The organism is Rhodococcus quanlei (assembly GCF_055231015.1).
In genome coordinates, this window is the sequence record NZ_JBUYWD010000035.1 from 1 (window position 1) to 14837 (window position 14837).

The window sequence follows — 14837 nt, forward strand, 5'->3', positions numbered from 1 at the left end:
ACCATGCTCAACCCCGAGGCACGGGTGTATGCGTGCGGGTTCACCGGACCCGGCGAAGCCGAAAAAGTACGGGCGTATGTTGCCGTGCGCGGCCCGCACGCCGTCCTCATGCGGCAAGACCCCGGCCCGGATCACGGATGCGGCGGCGCCGTGCATCTTTCACGCCTACCGCACGGGCGTTGCGGCGACGCCATCGCCCATGCGCTGCCGGACGTCGACCCGGGACGACGCGCACGCATCGACGTCGACCGACGCGACCTCGAAAACGAACCGGGTGGCGAGTTCGACACCCCCACATCGTGGTTGCGTGAACCCAGCCGTCAGGCCACACCGAAACAGGAACTCGAACAACTACTGGATCTTCCCCGCGTCGGGGTCGGGCGCGTCGAAGTGTATTCCGGCGCAACCATCGGTGCACGCGACACCGGCCACGTGCGCGAGGTGCGGTGGGTCGACATCGCAGACGACGGCCGCTACCTCGTTGCCTCGAGCCCGCGCACAGTATCCGCCATCCCCGGCCGCGACGATGCCCTGTCGACCCTGGTCCAGAAACTGGTCGCTGCCGCCACCGAGGAAAGCCGCAGCGAAATGGCCGTCCAGTGACGTCACCGCTAATGTGATCGCATGAAGGTTCATCACCTCAACTGCGGGACAGTCGAGGTTCCGCTCGTCGGGACGAATGTGTGTCACGTCCTCGCCTGCGAGACGGATACCGGAATTGTACTGGTCGACAGCGGTTTCGGGCTGACCGACATGGCCGAACGGAGTAGTCGCTTAGGCCCGCTTCCCAGGCTGATGGGCGCCAAACTCATCGAATCCGAGGCGGCCGTCCGGCAACTCGAACACCTCGGGTTCGCGGCCACGGACGTCACCCACATCATCGCCACCCACCTCGATTTCGACCACATCGGCGGCGCGGCGGACTTCCCCTCCGCCACCGTCCACACCACCGCGGTCGAGGACGACGCTGCGCGTGCCCGTTCGGCGGCATCGGACCAGGTTCGCTACCGTCCCGCGCAAATCCCGTCCGAGGCCATGACCCGCACCTACGACGGTCCCGGCGAGGAGTTCCTCGGCTTCCCCGGCGCCTATCCGCTCCGGGCCATCGGTGAGGGTTTTGCGCTGCTACCGTTGCCGGGACACACGAAGGGCCATGCGGCGGTAGCAGTGGACACCGGCAAGGACGGTTGGCTCGTCCATGCCGGTGACGCGTTCTACCACCACAGCGTCGTCGACTCGAGAGGTGCCGGCGTGCTCGGCCACCTCAGCCGCGGCGTCGAGACGCTTCTTGCGGACGATCGCAGCAAGATCAGCGAAAATCATCGGCGCCTGCGCGAACTGAATCAGCAAACCTCCACACGGGTGAAAGTGTTCTGCGCCCACGACCGCACCCAGTTCGAAGAATTGCGCGCATCCGGAAGTACTGCTCACATTTCGTGACTAGGCTTACGCGCATGAGCACGTCCGCGATCGCAACCGTTCTGGCCTGGCACGATGCCGTCAACAGCAACGATATCGACACACTGCTGGCGCTGTCGGCCGATGACATCGTGCTGCCCACCGACGACGACGATCCCGATCAGGGTCTCGACGAACTACGCGAGTGGGCGACGTCGGCCGGGGTGACCCTCACGATGGGACGCATGTTCGAGCACAACGGCATCGTGGTCGTCGAGGACACGTCCACGTGGGCGTCCGATCCCGACCACCCTATCGAGGAGGCGATTGCGCTCCGAGTAGTCGACGATCAGGTGGTGACGGTGGTGCGCCACCCCAACCTCGAGGACGCTTTCGCCGCCACCGGACTGGGCGAGGCCGACCTCTACGAAGGGTGATCCCGGCTACGACTCGGTCCAGGCCAGCAGCTCGTCTGCCGACCAGGTGTTGACCACTCGGTCCGGCGCAACACCGCACCGAGACGCACGCTCACAGCCGTAGCCCTGCCAGGCGAGTTGTCCGGGCGCGTGTGCGTCCGTGTCGATGGCGAATACGCAGCCCACGTCGATCGCGAGATCGATGAGTCGGCCCGGCGGGTCACGGCGTTCCGGTCGGCTGTTGATCTCGATGGCCGTCCCGGAGTCACGGCACGCCTCGAACACCTTCTCGGCATCGAACTTCGATTCGGGCCGGGTGCCGCGCCCACCTTCCACCAGTCGACCCGTGCAGTGCCCCAGTATGTCGACGCGAGGGTTCCGGGCGGCGCGGATCATGCGCCGCGTCATCGCACCGTGTTCGGCGCGCAGCTTGGAATGCACACTGGCGACGACGATGTCGAGTTCGTCGAGGAGATCCTCGTCCTGGTCGAGGGAGCCGTCGTCGAGAATGTCGACCTCGATTCCGGCGAGAATCCGTAAGGGCGCCAATCCTTCCCGGAGGGTGCGCAGCACGTCCAACTGGCTGCGCAGCCGCTCGGCCGACAGTCCGTTGGCCACGGTCAAGCGCGGGGAATGGTCTGTGAGAGCGCAATACTCGTGACCGAGCGCGGCAGCGGTGCGCATCATCTCCTCGATCGGGCTTCCGCCGTCGGACCAGTCGGAATGCGTGTGCAGATCGCCTTTCAGTGCGTCCCGCAGGGGCCCGCCCCCGATCGGCTCGGCAGCGGCGCGCAGTTCCTCCAGATGTTTCGGAACGCCGTCGAACGATGCGCCGATCACACCGGCGGTCTTCGGTCCGATCCCAGGCAAATCGGTCCACGTACCCATCCGCTGGCGCAGTTCCCGCTGCTCGGTGGACAACTCCGACACCACGTCCGCGGCCCGGCGGTACGCCTTCACCCGGTGCGACTGCGCACGGGCCCGCTCCATCCAGAACGCCACCTCACGCAAGGCCGCAACGGGATCCATCTACCCAGGCTGGCCCACAACGACCATCGAGGCAAGGTCTCGACGCAGGTCGTCGCAGATGACCCTCGACGCAGGTCGTCCCAGATGGCACCGTGGAGACATGCGTACCGAGCAGCCTTTCGCAGCGGCCAGGATCGCGAGGATGGCGACCGCAGATCAGTCCGGTCGACCGCATTTGGTGCCGGTCGTGTTCGCGTTGGCCGACGACACCGTCTACACCTGCGTGGACGACAAACCGAAGCGCACCAAGGCGTTGCGCCGTCTCGACAACATCGTCGCCAATTCCCGGATCACCATTCTGGTCGACCATTACGAGGAGGACTGGGAGAACCTGTGGTGGGTGCGGGTGGACGGTACCGCCGAGATTTTGGAGAAGGGCGGGACCGAGGCGGAACAGGCACTCGACGCCCTCACCGAGAAGTACCCGCAATACGCCCTGGTCCGCCCGCCCGGGCCGGTGATCGCGGTCCGCAACCTCCGGTGGCACTCCTGGTCAGGCGAAGCAGCGGCGAGCATGCACGAGGAACTCACGTAGTGCTGGGCTCTTACGCCGCGACCACACGAGCGACAGCACGGCAGGTATCGCGGCGTCCTCGATGAGCACCTGCTGAAGGTGCGGATAAGCGGCAGCCATCGAGCGGCTGAGAACGGCAACACCGAGCCCACGCGCTGCGAGGTCTGCAACCGCATCCGGCGCCGTAGCGGCCAGCCCGATGTCGGCATGGAGTCCGAGCACCGAACAAGCGCGGTCGAACACCGTTCGGATTCCCGTCCCCTCCGGCAGGCAGACGATAGAAAATTGGACTACCTGCGACAACTTCGCGCCGACACGGCCTGCCAGCGGATGACGTGGGGGCACCAATGCCGTCAATGGCTCACTGATGATCGTCAAGATTTCGAGGTCCGCCGGGGGAGCGTCCGCGGTCCCCACCAACGCTATATCGAGCTCACCCGACCGCACTCTGTCGATCAATACATCCGAGTTGCTCTCTGCCAGAGATACTTCCACTCCCGGGTGTAGGGAGTGGAATGCCTCCAGTGCGTCGAACAGGGCCGGCACCGTGCAGGCCGTCACCATGCCGACGTAGAGGTTCCCACGCACGAGACTGTTGACCTCATCGACGGACTGGCGCACGGATCCAGCCGCCGCCAATGCGTCACGAGCATGCTCGAGGACGGCTTTCCCGGCTACGGTCAGAGTGGCTTTTCGGGTGGACCGGTCGATGAGGGTGGCGCCGAGTTCGCGTTCCAACGCTCTGATCTGCGCACTGATACCCGACTGGCTGATGCGCATACGTTCGGCAGCTCTCGTGAAGTTGGCCTCCTCGGCCACGGCGACGAAGTATTCGAGCTGCCTCAGCTCCATAACCGTCCCATTTCCATAACCTCTGATTCTAGTTCTCAGAAGAACTATCTGTTGGACTTCATATCGATTCGATCCCACACTGGACGTATCAACCACGGAAGAGAGGGGAATCCCATGTCGGACAACATAAAGCTCGATCAGGAGAAGGCCATGCAGCCGGAGGATCTCACCCGGCTGTTCGTCGAACGCTCCAATGCCGGAGATGCCGCGGGAGTGGCCGCGCTCTACGCCGAGGACGCCGTGATGGCTTACCCGCCCGGAAGCCGCACCGTGGGTCGCGCTGCCATCGAGCAGTTGTGGGAATCGGTGCTCGCGAACGCCCCGCATTTCGAGCCCGAACCACCACTACCCACGCTGATCAGCGGGGATCTGGCGCTCACCGCCACCCCACCCAAGGACGGGACGGGCGCCCGCGCGCAGGTAGCGAGACGGCAAACGGACGGGTCATGGCTGCGGGTTCTGGATCAGCCCGAGTTCGTCCGGCCCGACTCGCGCTAGCCTCGAATCATGCCTACCGCCCTCGTCACCGGCGCCTCCCGCGGTCTCGGCGCCGCCATCGCCCGCGAACTGGCGCCCACACATGACCTGCTGTTGGGAGCCAGTTCGGCCGAATCGCTTCGAGCCATCACCGCAGAGCTGCCCGATTCGGCGCCGTGGCCGGTGGACCTCACGGACTACCCATCCGTGGCGCAGGCGTGCGCGAAGATCGACAGCCTCGACGTGCTGGTCCACAACGCGGGTGTCGCCGACCTGAATACGATCGCCGAGTCGTCCGTCGATCAGTGGCGTCGCACGCTCGAGGCGAACGTGATCGCGGTCGCCGAATCCACACGCCTTCTCCTGCCTGCACTCCGGGCGGCGGGCGGGCATGTGGTGCTGATCAATTCGGGCGCCGGCCTGCGTGCCAACGCGGGATGGGCGTCGTATGCGGCGAGCAAGTTCGCGCTGAAGGCTTTCGGGGATGCGCTGCGCCTCGAAGAGCCGTCGATTCGCGTCACCTCGGTACATCCGGGCCGCATCGACACGGACATGCAACGCGACATCGTCGCTCACGAGGGCGGCGAGTACGACGGCGGGAAGTTCCTGAAACCGGCCACGGTGGCCGCCGCCGTTCGGAACGCGATAGAGGCGCCCGCGGACGCGCATCCGACGGAAGTTGTGCTGCGTGTGCGCTGAACGGCTACAGGCCGCGAACGAAGTCGAGGAGCAACCGATTCACCGTCTCGGCCCGCTCCTGTTGAACGAAGTGCCCCGAGTGATCGAGTAGGTGCGCGCCCCGCAGATCAGGGACGGATGCCCGCATGCGATCCAAGGCTTGTGGGCCGCTCATCGCGATCACCGGATCCGCTGCGCCCGCGACGTACAGGGTCGGCGCGGTGATCTCATGATTCCGCTCGTGGTGCTGTTCCCAGTTGCGGTCGTAGGCCCGATACCAGTTCAGCCCGCCCGTGAACCCGGTATCGGTGAAGACCGAAACATAGTGCTCGAATTCGTCTTCCGACAACCAGGACCAGGGCAGAGCGGGTGCACACGGCAGCACGTCGAGGTATCCGTTGCCCTCCGAACAGTGTTGCCAGATGTCGAGGTAGTCGTATGCCCCGGACAAGGCGAAGAAGAGCCGACGCAGAAAGCGTCGCGGGTCCTTCGCCAGTTCTGCGTCGGCAACACCGGGTTGCTGGAAGTAGTGCAGGTGCAGGAAATGCTTCTGCGCCAGCCTCGCGAACAACTCCGACGGACGCACCGGCATCGGGTCCGGCGTGTACGGAACCGCGAGGAGGACCAATCCCCGCACGCGCTCCGGATACTTCTCGGCCACAGTCCACACCGCCGGCGCGCCGAAGTCGTGGCCGACCAAGACCGCGTCGTCGATGCCGAGCGCGTCGAGCAGGGACACCAGCCGGTCCGCGACCTGATCGTTGGTATATCCCGCGAGGTCTTCCGGCACCTCGGTGCCGCCGAAGCCGGGCATGTCGGGCGCGACCGCCCGGAAACCCGCGGCAGCGAGCGCCTCGACCTGGTGCCGGAAGCTGTACGCCAAGCCGGGGAAGCCGTGGCACATCACCACGGCGGGGCCGCTGCCACTGTCGGTGACCTGCCACCGGAAGCCGTCTTCGGCCGTCACCGACACCACAGTCTGTTGCAAGGTCGTGCTCGACATGTCAGCGGGTGATCATGTCTTCTTGACTCCAGAACGCCCGCATGGTGAGGATCTTCCCTTCGTCGTCGAAGGTCATCACGTCGATCGGTGCAAGCTCCATCGACTGTTCACCCAGGTGGGTGACGAGCGAGAACTGGAATGCGGCCTCGTTGCCCGCGATGCGGAGCGTCACCAGTTCCGCCGACTGCTCGAGCGGTTGGACGACCGCGTAGAACTCACGGATCGACTCGGTGGTGGTCCGCGGGTCTGTGCCGACCGGATCTTCGATCGTCGCACCGTCCGCATACAGGGCCATCACATCGTCGACGGTCCCCTTCGCGACGGCCTCGAGGTACCTGGTCACGGTCTTACGGATGTCATCGGCCGACGGCGCCATGCTCACACTCCATTCGGTAGAACGTGTTACAAGTCTGAACGATCACTCAGCGAGAGTACGGCTACAACACGCTCAGCGGAACCCCTAAGGCACCGGAATGAAGATGGGCGGCAGACCTGGGATATGAAGCTGCACCTGCGGCGGCGGTGGTGGCGGAGGCGGAGGTGGCGGCGCCGGGGCAGGCGCCGGCTCCGGCGCAGGGGGCGGTGGAGGAGGCTCCGGCGCTGGTGGCGGTGGCGGTGGCGGAGGCGGTGGCGGTGGTGCCTCGACGGGCTCCGGCCTCGGTTCGGGTCGGGGTTCGAGGCTTGGTTCCCGCTCGACCCGCGCAGAAGACTCGGACGAGTCTCGCACGGCCACCGGTTCCACGGACGAGGGTGCAGGTGGTGCAGCCTGCTGCGGCCCCGTGCCGGTCGGTATGCGGATCAGGTCGCCGGTGGTGAGTGCCACCACCCGCAATTCGTCGAGTCGCTGCTCCGAAGGTTGGACGACGATCACGTCGTCGGCCGAAAAGCCCGGCCACGGCTGACCGGACGGCTCCGAGTCGCTGTTCAACAACGGCATGGTGAGGGGACTGCCGTCCATGCACCGCACCATCGGCATGCCGAACACGTCGACGAGGACCACCGTGCCCGATTCCAGTACGACCTGCGAACTCTTCGCCACCCCGTCGTCGAATCCATGGCTGGTGACGCGTGTATCTGCGCGCAACAGCAGCGGCGTCAACGACCGGATGTATCTGCGAATGTTCTCCACATCCAGAGTATTTGCCCAAGAGAAGGCCTTGGCTTCGGCCTCTTCGAGCTGGGCCGCAAGCTTCTCGCGGTCACACAGCGGGCGGTGGGGGCTGCCGCCGTACAGACCGTCACGGTTACCGTCGACGAACACTCCCGTTCCGCCGCCGGGAAGCCCGGCACCGTCGTCCCCTTTGGGGATTGCGGTAGCGCGTGGACCGGCTGGAACAGATGTCGGCACCTGCGGCGGAAGCAGTACGTCCGTCCACGGCAGTCCGCCCTGTTCGACGGCCATCTCGAGCTCCACCCGTTCGGTCGACGACCCGTCGCCGGCGGTACAAGCTGTACCGGCAGCCGTCACCGCCGCGCACACAGCCAGCAACCATGCGCGAGGTACCCGTCTGCGCTCCGTGGCCACGGGCCCATCGTATGCAGCAACCCCCGGCCCCGTGCGTGATTCGCGAGCCCAGAGGGTCACAAACCGCTCACAGGCGCGTCAGCGCACCACGTTGACCATCTTCCCCGGAACGACGATCACCTTGCGCGGATCGTTGCCCTCGAGCAACTCCACGATCTTCTCGTCCGCCAGCGCGATCTTCTCGACATCCTCACGTGAGGCGTCGGCCGGAACGCTGATGCGGCTCCGCACCTTGCCGTTGACCTGGATCGGGTACTCGACGGTGTCCTCGACCAGCCATTTTTCGTCGGCGGTGGGGAACGGTCCGTGCGCGAGGGTGCCCTCGTGACCGAGGCGCGCCCACAGTTCCTCCGCAAGGTGCGGGGCGAGGGGCGCGACCATCAGCACGAGCGGTTCCACCGCCGACCGCGGCGCCCCGCCCGGGTATGCCTTGGTGAGATGGTTCGTGTACTCGATGAGCTTCGCGGTGGCCGTGTTGTCCCGCAGCGCCGTGTAATCGTCGGACACGCCGGCAATCGCCTTGTTCAGCGCACGCAGCGTGTTCTCGGTGGGCTCGGCGTCGGTAACTCGGAGGTCGCCGGACTCCTCGTCCACCACCACTCGCCACAGACGCTGCAGGAACCGCTGCGCGCCGACGACATCCTTGGTCGCCCACGGGCGGGACGTGTCCAGCGGACCCATCGACATCTCGTAGACGCGCAGGGTGTCTGCGCCGTACTCGTTGCAGATCTCGTCCGGTGAGACGGAGTTCTTGAGCGACTTGCCCATCTTTCCGTACTCGCGCTTGACCTCGGCGCCTTCGTAGAAGTACTTGCCGTCGCGCTCTTCGACGTCCTCGGCAGGCACGTAAACTCCGCGCGCATCCGTGTATGCGTACGCCTGGATGTAGCCCTGATTGTAGAGGCGCCGGAACGGTTCGCTCGAGCTGACGTAGCCGAGGTCGAAGAGCACCTTGTGCCAGAACCGCGAGTACAACAGGTGCAGTACGGCGTGCTCGACGCCACCCACGTAGAGGTCGACCCCGCCGGGATCGTTCGCACCGTGCAGTTCGGGGCGCGGACCCACCCAGTAGGCCTCGTTCTCCTTGTCGCAGAACGCATCCTGGTTGGTGGGGTCGATGTAGCGCAGCTGGTACCAGGAGCTACCCGCCCACTGCGGCATGACGTTGGTGTCGCGGTGGTAGGTCTGCAGTCCGTCCCCGAGGTCGAGTTCGACGTTCACCCAGTCGGTGGCCTTTGCGAGCGGGGGAGACGGCTCGGAGTTCTCGTCGTCCGGGTCGAACGAGACGGGCGCATAGTCCTCCACCTCGGGCAATTCGACCGGCAGTTCGGACTCGGGCAACGCGTGGGCGGTGCCGTCGGCCGAGTAGACGATCGGGAAGGGCTCACCCCAGTAGCGCTGACGCGCGAACAACCAGTCACGCAGCTTGTACTGGATGGTGCCGCGGCCGGTGCCCTGCTGTTCGAGGTATTCGGTGATGGTGGTCTTCGCGTCGGCGACCGCGAGCCCGTCGAGCAGACCGGAGTTCACCAGAGGACCGTCGCCGGTGTAGGCGGCCTCGGTGACGTCACCACCGGCAATGACCTCGACGATGTCGAGACCGAAGGCGGTGGCGAACTCCCAGTCGCGGTGGTCGTGGCCCGGGACGGCCATGATGGCGCCGGTGCCGTAGCCGGTGAGCACATAGTCGGCGACGAAGATGGGCAGCTGGTGCCCGTTGACCGGATTGACCGCGTACGCGCCGAGGAAGACGCCGGTCTTCTCCTTGTTTTCCTGGCGTTCGAGGTCGGACTTCGCCGCGATCGACTTGCGGTATGCCGCAACCGCTTCTGCCGGTGTTGCGCCGCCACCGGTCCACCGCGGGTCGACTCCATCCGGCCACACGTCCGCCACCAAGGTGTCGACCAGGGCATGCTCGGGCGCGAGCGTGACATACGTTGCGCCGTACAGGGTGTCGGGGCGGGTGGTGAACACCTCGATCTTCTGCTCACCCGACGTGAACGCAACCTGGGCGCCGTGCGAACGGCCGATCCAGTTGCGCTGCATGCTCTTGACCTTGTCCGGCCAATCCAAATGGTCGAGATCGTCGACGAGACGGTCGGAGTAGGCGGTGATCCGCATCATCCACTGCTGCAGGTGCTTACGGAACACGGGGAAGTTGCCGCGATCGCTGCGTCCGTCGGCGGTCACCTCCTCGTTGGCCAGCACCGTACCCAGCCCGGGGCACCAGTTGACCATCGAATCCGACTGGTACACGAGCCGGTAGGAATCGATCACGGACGCCTTGTCAGCCGCGGACAAGGCGTTCCAGTCACGGCCGTCGTCCAGGGCGCGTTCACCCGAATCGAGCTCAGCCTCGAGCTCGGCGACGGGGCGGGCCTTGTCGGCGTCCTTGTCGTACCAGGCACCGTGGATCTGCAGGAAGATCCACTGCGTCCAGTGGTAGAAGTCGACGTCGGTGGTCGCCAGGCTGCGACGCTCGTCGTGGCCCAGGCCCAGACGGCGAAGCTGACGCTTCATGTTCGCGATGTTCGACTCGGTTGTGGTGCGCGGATGCGTGCCCGTCTGCACCGCGTACTGCTCGGCCGGCAGCCCGAAGGCGTCGTACCCGAGGGTGTGCAGGACGTTGTGACCCTGCATGCGGTGGTAGCGAGCGAAGACGTCCGTCGCGATGTACCCGAGAGGGTGCCCCACATGCAGGCCCGACCCCGAGGGATACGGGAACATGTCCTGGACGAACAGCTTGTCGCCCGGCACGGAGCGATCGTCGTCCGGCGCCAGCGCGCCCACCGGGTTGGGGGCGTCGAAGGTGCCTTCCTCGCTCCAGCGTTCCTGCCAGCGCTGCTCGATGCGGCCCGCGAGGTCCGCGGTGTAGCGGTGCTGCGGGGTCGCGTCGGACGGTTGGGTGGGCGAAGCGGAGTCGGTCACTGTTGCCATTTTAGAGCGTCCCGCCACCCGGATTCACCCGCCACCGGTCAGGCGCCGTATCCTGGGCACGTGTTGATCGTTTCCGTGGTGCTTCTCGTGCTGGCCGTTGTGCTCGGCGGTGTCGCCGTCGCCGGCTTCACCGAACGCCTGCCACGCAACCGCTGGGCGGGTGTGCGTACACCCGAGACCTTGCGCGACGACGAGACGTTTGCGCTGGCCAACAAAGTTGCCGCGCCCACGGTGATGGCCTCTGCGGTGCTTCTCGTCATCGGCAGCGCCGCCGCCACGCTGGTCGATGGCGCCCTCGGTTTCGCGGCCGTCGGAGTCTCCGTCGTCGCCGCCGTGATCACCACGGCCCTGGGCGCGGCACTCGGTGCCCGCACCGCGGCCGCCCTGCCCGCACCCGACACCGGTGGCTGCGGCTCGTCCTGCGGCGCCTGCAGCCTCAAGGATGCGTGCCAGCCGTCCTGATCGGCTGACACCAACATTGCCGACGTGAGTTCCTCCCGGATCGTCGACCCCGCCGGTGCCCTGTTCGGTCTGCTTCTTCCGGTACTGGCCGCGGCCGGGGGCGTCATCCTCACCAAGATCTGGCAGCCACGCCTGCCCGCAGAAATCGCGATCCACTGGTCCGGCAGTGGCGCCTCGCCGGACGGTTTCGATTCGCCGATGGCCAGCGCCTGGACAATGGCCCTCCTTGTCGTTCTGATCGGCGGCGGATGCTGCGCGTTCGCGGCGCTTGCCGGCGGACAGTTGATGGTCCGGCGGCTCATGTTGTTCTTCGGGCTCTGGGTGGTCGGCCTGCTCACCACCATGCAGGTCATCGTGCTGTCGGATCAGCTCGACCTCGATTCCGCGGCGGATGTCGCACTGCCGATGTCGGCCCTGGGTATCGGGGGGATCGTCGGGACGGTGCTGGGCCTGGTCGGGGCCTCGTTTCTGCGCGACTACCGCGTCCGCGTGCCCGCCACCGAACGACCCGACGCCGACCTTCCCCGATACCCGGCGTCTGCGGCTCCGGTCACCGACGACGTGGGTTTCGGCACTGTCGGTTCGGTGGTTCTCGTCCTGTTGGTCGCGGTACCGGCCATCTGGTTGTCGAGCCTCGTCGGCAGCTGGTGGCTCCTCACCGTCTTCATCCCGATCATTCTCCTCGTGCTGGCCACGCTGCGGTTCCGAGTTGTCGTCGACGACGCCGGGATCCGCGTACTGAACATGGGCATGACGTCGGTGTCCTACGGCATCGAGGAGATCGAGGGTGTGCGGGTAGCCGAGGTGAAGCCATTCGCCGATTTCGGCGGTTGGGGTCTGAAAGTGAAGGGACCACGCAACTACGGGGTGGTTACACGCAGCGGTCCGGCGCTGATTCTCAGCACCGCGAGCGGCGACCGCCTGACCGTCACCAGCCCGAAAGCCGAGGAGATGGCCGGGGTGCTCAATTCGCTGGCCGACGCGCGCTAGACCTACTCTTGGCTTCGTGAAGTTTCTCAGCCGGTTCTACATCGACGGGTTCATCCTCGGCATCTTCGCTGCCGCCGTGCTGGGCACACTTTTCCCGGCCGAGGGTTCGTGGGAGTCCGTCCTGGATTGGGCGACGAAGATCGCGATCGCGCTGCTGTTCCTTCTCTACGGCGCCCGGCTGTCACCACGCGAAGCCCTCGAAGGGGTGAAGCACTGGCGTCTTCACTCGGTGGTGTTCGCCGCAACATACGTGCTGTTTCCCCTGATCGGCCTTGCCCTCCGGTTTCTGGCACCCACCGTCGTCAGCGACGAGTTGTACACCGGCATCCTCTACCTGTGCCTGGTGCCGTCGACCGTGCAGTCCTCGATCGCGTTCACCTCCATCGCTCGCGGCAACATCGCCGGGGCGGTCGTCAGCGCCTCGTTCTCAAACCTGGTGGGTGTCTTCCTCACACCGTTACTGGTGATCCTGCTGATGAACACCACCGGCGAGGCGACGGTCGACGCGTCCGCAATCCTCGACATCGTGGCGCAACTACTGGTGCCGTTCCTGATCGGGCAACTGATCCGGCCCTTCGTCATCGACTGGCTCGGTCGCCATGCCGCACCCACCAAGCTCGTCGATCGCGGATCGATCCTGCTGGTCGTGTTCTCCGCGTTCAGCGCGAGCATGCGCGAAGACATCTGGTCCGCCGTGTCGCCGTGGCAGATCGCCGCCACAGCACTCGTGTGCTGCGCGATCCTGGCGCTGGTACTCGGGATCACCACGTTCGTCGGCCGCAAGCTGGGCTTCCCGCGGGGGGATCGCATCGTGATCACGTTCTGCGGATCGAAGAAGAGCCTGGCCACCGGCCTGCCGATGGCATCGGTGCTGTTCGCCGGTGGCCCTGTAGGTCTGATCGTGTTGCCCCTGATCATCTTCCACCAGATTCAACTCATCGTCTGCGCTGCGCTGGCCCAGAAGTACGCGAAGCGACACCCGGACGAATCGGTTGGCGTCGGTTGAGCAAGTTTCGTCGGAATCTGGCTCTTGGCCCGCGCCCCGGAGGCAGAGTGCGGTCGCACAGGGTCGGTGCGAGAAAACGAGAAACCCATACGCCTGCTTCGACTTTCGGCGATGACTCTCGCGATGACAAAGGGCACCAAACGCCTGCTCGGTCCTGATCACCAACGAGGGTGAAGTCGACGCCACCGGCGTGATGGTCCACGCATTCCCGGGTTCCGGCCACGACGTCGGAACCCTCGCCCCTGGCGAATCGACCACCGCCACCCAGTTCGACTGCGGAATCCTCAAGTACGTCTTCTACTTCGTCACCGCGAACGGTGAGTCGAACTGGTCAAACAGCTACGTGCTCGGCACGCTCTGACTGGCGGTTCGGCGGTCCGCTGACACGCCGGGGCCTGAAACCCCGGCGTGCTGCCCTATGCTCCGACCGGCTCGGGTTCGCCGATGTAGCCGCGAATCGTCGATCTGATCTGGTCAGCCACCTTGTAGATATCCACGACGGACGCGATGTCATGGCGGGTGCCGGCTTTGTTGCCGTCGTCGAAGACCATCACGTATTTGACGCTCTTGCCGTTCAGGTACAACCGAATAACTGGCTTGCGATTGTTGTCGTCCAGCAGGATCGCGAAATAGGTCTTCGCGTCGCGGAACACAATTCTCTCCGGTGCCACCTCCGAGACCGCGATCGCACGGACGATGTTGAAGCCTTCGACCTCTTCCTCGGTCGTAACAACGTCGGATTCGATTTCGACGGGGGCCACGCTATCCAGCGGAAGCGCCGCCTCGGCGGTACCGGGTGTGGTTGGCGGGACGACCTCGGCGATCGCTTCCCCGCCGAGCGCATTCTTCAGGCGGTCGTTGACTTGGTCACCGATATATTGCCCTGCTGCCGTTCCGACCAGGACCCGAAACTGGTCCACGACCTTTTGGGTTGCTTTGCCGTCGTAGACACGCGACGTGAAGAAGCGCACCCATTCGTCGCTCGGAGACTTCACCTCGGTTGCGAGGATTCGCTTGATCATGCCGATGTACTTCAGTTCCTCAGCGGCACTCACAACCGAGTCCAAATCGAACGATTCCTTCGACAGCTTCTGCAACTCCGGCACCAAAGTGCGATCAATATCCAGCAGGTCGAACACTAAAAAGGGCTTCTCGTCCATCCGGTTTGGAGCATCGCCATCCGTATAGACCTGGTAGACCTGGCCATTGGTCAGAATCGCAATCCGAGCCGACGTAACTGCGAAGTAGCGGAACAGTTGTGATGCATGCTGCAGGCTAAGCGGCTCGCCGACCTTCTTGCACTCGATCAAGATCTGCACTTCGCCGTGCTTCATGATCGCGTAGTCGATCTTCTCGCCCTTTTTTACACCCACGTCGGCGATGAATTCTGGTACGACCTCACGCGGATCGAATACGTCATACCCCCAGGGCCCCGGCAAAGTCGTTTAGACCCATGTCAGGTGGTGTGAAGTAGGTCGATCGGCCGGTGCGGGTTGCGGCTGTGGTGTCGTAACGCGGCGGCGATGTTGTCGTGGCCGGCGAGCCGGAGA

General features: G+C 65.2%; 17 protein-coding genes. 10 read left to right on the forward strand and 7 right to left on the reverse strand.

Annotation, left to right across the window (positions count from 1 at the left end):
* The 3 genes from ACZI8Q_RS20435 to ACZI8Q_RS20445 form a co-directional block, all read left to right on the forward strand.
* On the forward strand, positions 1 to 603 hold a 603-nt coding region (locus tag ACZI8Q_RS20435; RefSeq protein ID WP_463375410.1), incomplete at its 5' end, for an ESX secretion-associated protein EspG.
* Positions 604 to 624: 21 nt separating this feature from the next.
* Positions 625 to 1440, forward strand: a complete 816-nt coding sequence (locus tag ACZI8Q_RS20440; RefSeq protein WP_463375411.1) for an MBL fold metallo-hydrolase — start codon at positions 625 to 627, stop codon at positions 1438 to 1440.
* Positions 1441 to 1454: 14 nt separating this feature from the next.
* Positions 1455 to 1835, forward strand: a complete 381-nt coding sequence (locus ACZI8Q_RS20445; RefSeq protein WP_463375412.1) for a nuclear transport factor 2 family protein — start codon at positions 1455 to 1457, stop codon at positions 1833 to 1835.
* 6 nt (positions 1836 to 1841) lie between these two features.
* Here ACZI8Q_RS20445 and ACZI8Q_RS20450 read toward each other — a convergent pair whose 3' ends face one another.
* Complete coding sequence (locus ACZI8Q_RS20450; RefSeq protein WP_463375413.1) at positions 1842 to 2843, reverse strand: PHP domain-containing protein; 1002 nt, start codon at positions 2841 to 2843, stop codon at positions 1842 to 1844.
* A gap of 100 nt (positions 2844 to 2943) precedes the next feature.
* Between ACZI8Q_RS20450 and ACZI8Q_RS20455 the strand changes: the two genes are divergently transcribed.
* Positions 2944 to 3378, forward strand: coding sequence for a TIGR03668 family PPOX class F420-dependent oxidoreductase (locus ACZI8Q_RS20455; RefSeq protein WP_463375414.1), 435 nt, complete (start codon positions 2944 to 2946; stop codon positions 3376 to 3378).
* Here the strand turns inward: ACZI8Q_RS20455 and ACZI8Q_RS20460 are convergent.
* Complete coding sequence (locus ACZI8Q_RS20460; protein ID WP_463375415.1) at positions 3337 to 4209, reverse strand: LysR family transcriptional regulator; 873 nt, start codon at positions 4207 to 4209, stop codon at positions 3337 to 3339. The two genes, ACZI8Q_RS20455 and ACZI8Q_RS20460, sit on opposite strands and share 42 nt — an antisense overlap.
* A 114-nt stretch (positions 4210 to 4323) precedes the next feature.
* Between ACZI8Q_RS20460 and ACZI8Q_RS20465 the strand changes: the two genes are divergently transcribed.
* Together ACZI8Q_RS20465 and ACZI8Q_RS20470 are read left to right on the forward strand one after the other, a co-directional pair.
* On the forward strand, positions 4324 to 4707 hold the full coding sequence (locus ACZI8Q_RS20465; protein ID WP_463375416.1) for a YybH family protein: 384 nt from the start codon (positions 4324 to 4326) through the stop codon (positions 4705 to 4707).
* Positions 4708 to 4716: 9 nt separating this feature from the next.
* Entirely contained in the window at positions 4717 to 5385 is a 669-nt protein-coding gene (locus tag ACZI8Q_RS20470) for an SDR family oxidoreductase (protein ID WP_463375417.1), read from the forward strand.
* A gap of 4 nt (positions 5386 to 5389) precedes the next feature.
* Here ACZI8Q_RS20470 and ACZI8Q_RS20475 read toward each other — a convergent pair whose 3' ends face one another.
* The 4 genes from ACZI8Q_RS20475 to leuS form a co-directional block, all read right to left on the reverse strand.
* Positions 5390 to 6367 (reverse strand): alpha/beta fold hydrolase, encoded by a 978-nt coding sequence (locus ACZI8Q_RS20475; protein WP_463375418.1) that lies wholly within the window; start codon positions 6365 to 6367, stop codon positions 5390 to 5392.
* 1 nt (position 6368) lies between these two features.
* On the reverse strand, positions 6369 to 6743 hold the full coding sequence (locus ACZI8Q_RS20480) for a nuclear transport factor 2 family protein (RefSeq protein ID WP_463375419.1): 375 nt from the start codon (positions 6741 to 6743) through the stop codon (positions 6369 to 6371).
* An 84-nt stretch (positions 6744 to 6827) separates the two neighbouring features.
* Positions 6828 to 7892, reverse strand: a complete 1065-nt coding sequence (locus ACZI8Q_RS20485) for a DUF6777 domain-containing protein (RefSeq protein ID WP_463375420.1) — start codon at positions 7890 to 7892, stop codon at positions 6828 to 6830.
* Between the two features lie 78 nt (positions 7893 to 7970).
* Positions 7971 to 10820, reverse strand: a complete 2850-nt coding sequence (gene leuS, locus ACZI8Q_RS20490) for a leucine--tRNA ligase (RefSeq protein WP_463375421.1) — start codon at positions 10818 to 10820, stop codon at positions 7971 to 7973.
* Positions 10821 to 10889: 69 nt separating this feature from the next.
* On the opposite strand from leuS, the gene ACZI8Q_RS20495 reads away from it, so the two are divergent.
* From ACZI8Q_RS20495 to ACZI8Q_RS20510, 4 genes are all read left to right on the forward strand, one after another.
* Positions 10890 to 11291, forward strand: coding sequence for an SdpI family protein (locus tag ACZI8Q_RS20495; protein WP_463375422.1), 402 nt, complete (start codon positions 10890 to 10892; stop codon positions 11289 to 11291).
* Positions 11292 to 11315: 24 nt separating this feature from the next.
* Positions 11316 to 12281 (forward strand): DUF1648 domain-containing protein, encoded by a 966-nt coding sequence (locus ACZI8Q_RS20500; RefSeq protein WP_463375423.1) that lies wholly within the window; start codon positions 11316 to 11318, stop codon positions 12279 to 12281.
* 16 nt (positions 12282 to 12297) lie between these two features.
* Complete coding sequence (locus ACZI8Q_RS20505) at positions 12298 to 13287, forward strand: bile acid:sodium symporter family protein (RefSeq protein WP_463375424.1); 990 nt, start codon at positions 12298 to 12300, stop codon at positions 13285 to 13287.
* 190 nt (positions 13288 to 13477) lie between these two features.
* Positions 13478 to 13648, forward strand: coding sequence for a hypothetical protein (locus ACZI8Q_RS20510; RefSeq protein WP_463375425.1), 171 nt, complete (start codon positions 13478 to 13480; stop codon positions 13646 to 13648).
* Between the two features lie 55 nt (positions 13649 to 13703).
* On the opposite strand, the gene ACZI8Q_RS20515 is transcribed toward ACZI8Q_RS20510, so the two are convergent.
* Entirely contained in the window at positions 13704 to 14660 is a 957-nt protein-coding gene (locus tag ACZI8Q_RS20515) for a type I restriction enzyme HsdR N-terminal domain-containing protein (RefSeq protein WP_463375426.1), read from the reverse strand.
* Positions 14661 to 14837 lie beyond the last annotated feature (177 nt).

Excerpts from the sequence above, each read along its gene's own strand:
- ACZI8Q_RS20450 (WP_463375413.1), bottom strand. The coding sequence starts at position 2,843 with ATGGATCCCGTTGCGGCCTTGCGTGAGGTGGCGTTCTGGATGGAGCGG.
- ACZI8Q_RS20455 (WP_463375414.1), top strand. The coding sequence starts at position 2,944 with ATGCGTACCGAGCAGCCTTTCGCAGCGGCCAGGATCGCGAGGATGGCG.
- ACZI8Q_RS20480 (WP_463375419.1), bottom strand. The coding sequence starts at position 6,743 with ATGGCGCCGTCGGCCGATGACATCCGTAAGACCGTGACCAGGTACCTC.
- ACZI8Q_RS20470 (WP_463375417.1), top strand. The coding sequence starts at position 4,717 with ATGCCTACCGCCCTCGTCACCGGCGCCTCCCGCGGTCTCGGCGCCGCC.
- ACZI8Q_RS20460 (WP_463375415.1), bottom strand. The coding sequence starts at position 4,209 with ATGGAGCTGAGGCAGCTCGAATACTTCGTCGCCGTGGCCGAGGAGGCC.
- ACZI8Q_RS20440 (WP_463375411.1), top strand. The coding sequence starts at position 625 with ATGAAGGTTCATCACCTCAACTGCGGGACAGTCGAGGTTCCGCTCGTC.
- ACZI8Q_RS20445 (WP_463375412.1), top strand. The coding sequence starts at position 1,455 with ATGAGCACGTCCGCGATCGCAACCGTTCTGGCCTGGCACGATGCCGTC.
- ACZI8Q_RS20465 (WP_463375416.1), top strand. The coding sequence starts at position 4,324 with ATGTCGGACAACATAAAGCTCGATCAGGAGAAGGCCATGCAGCCGGAG.
- ACZI8Q_RS20475 (WP_463375418.1), bottom strand. The coding sequence starts at position 6,367 with ATGTCGAGCACGACCTTGCAACAGACTGTGGTGTCGGTGACGGCCGAA.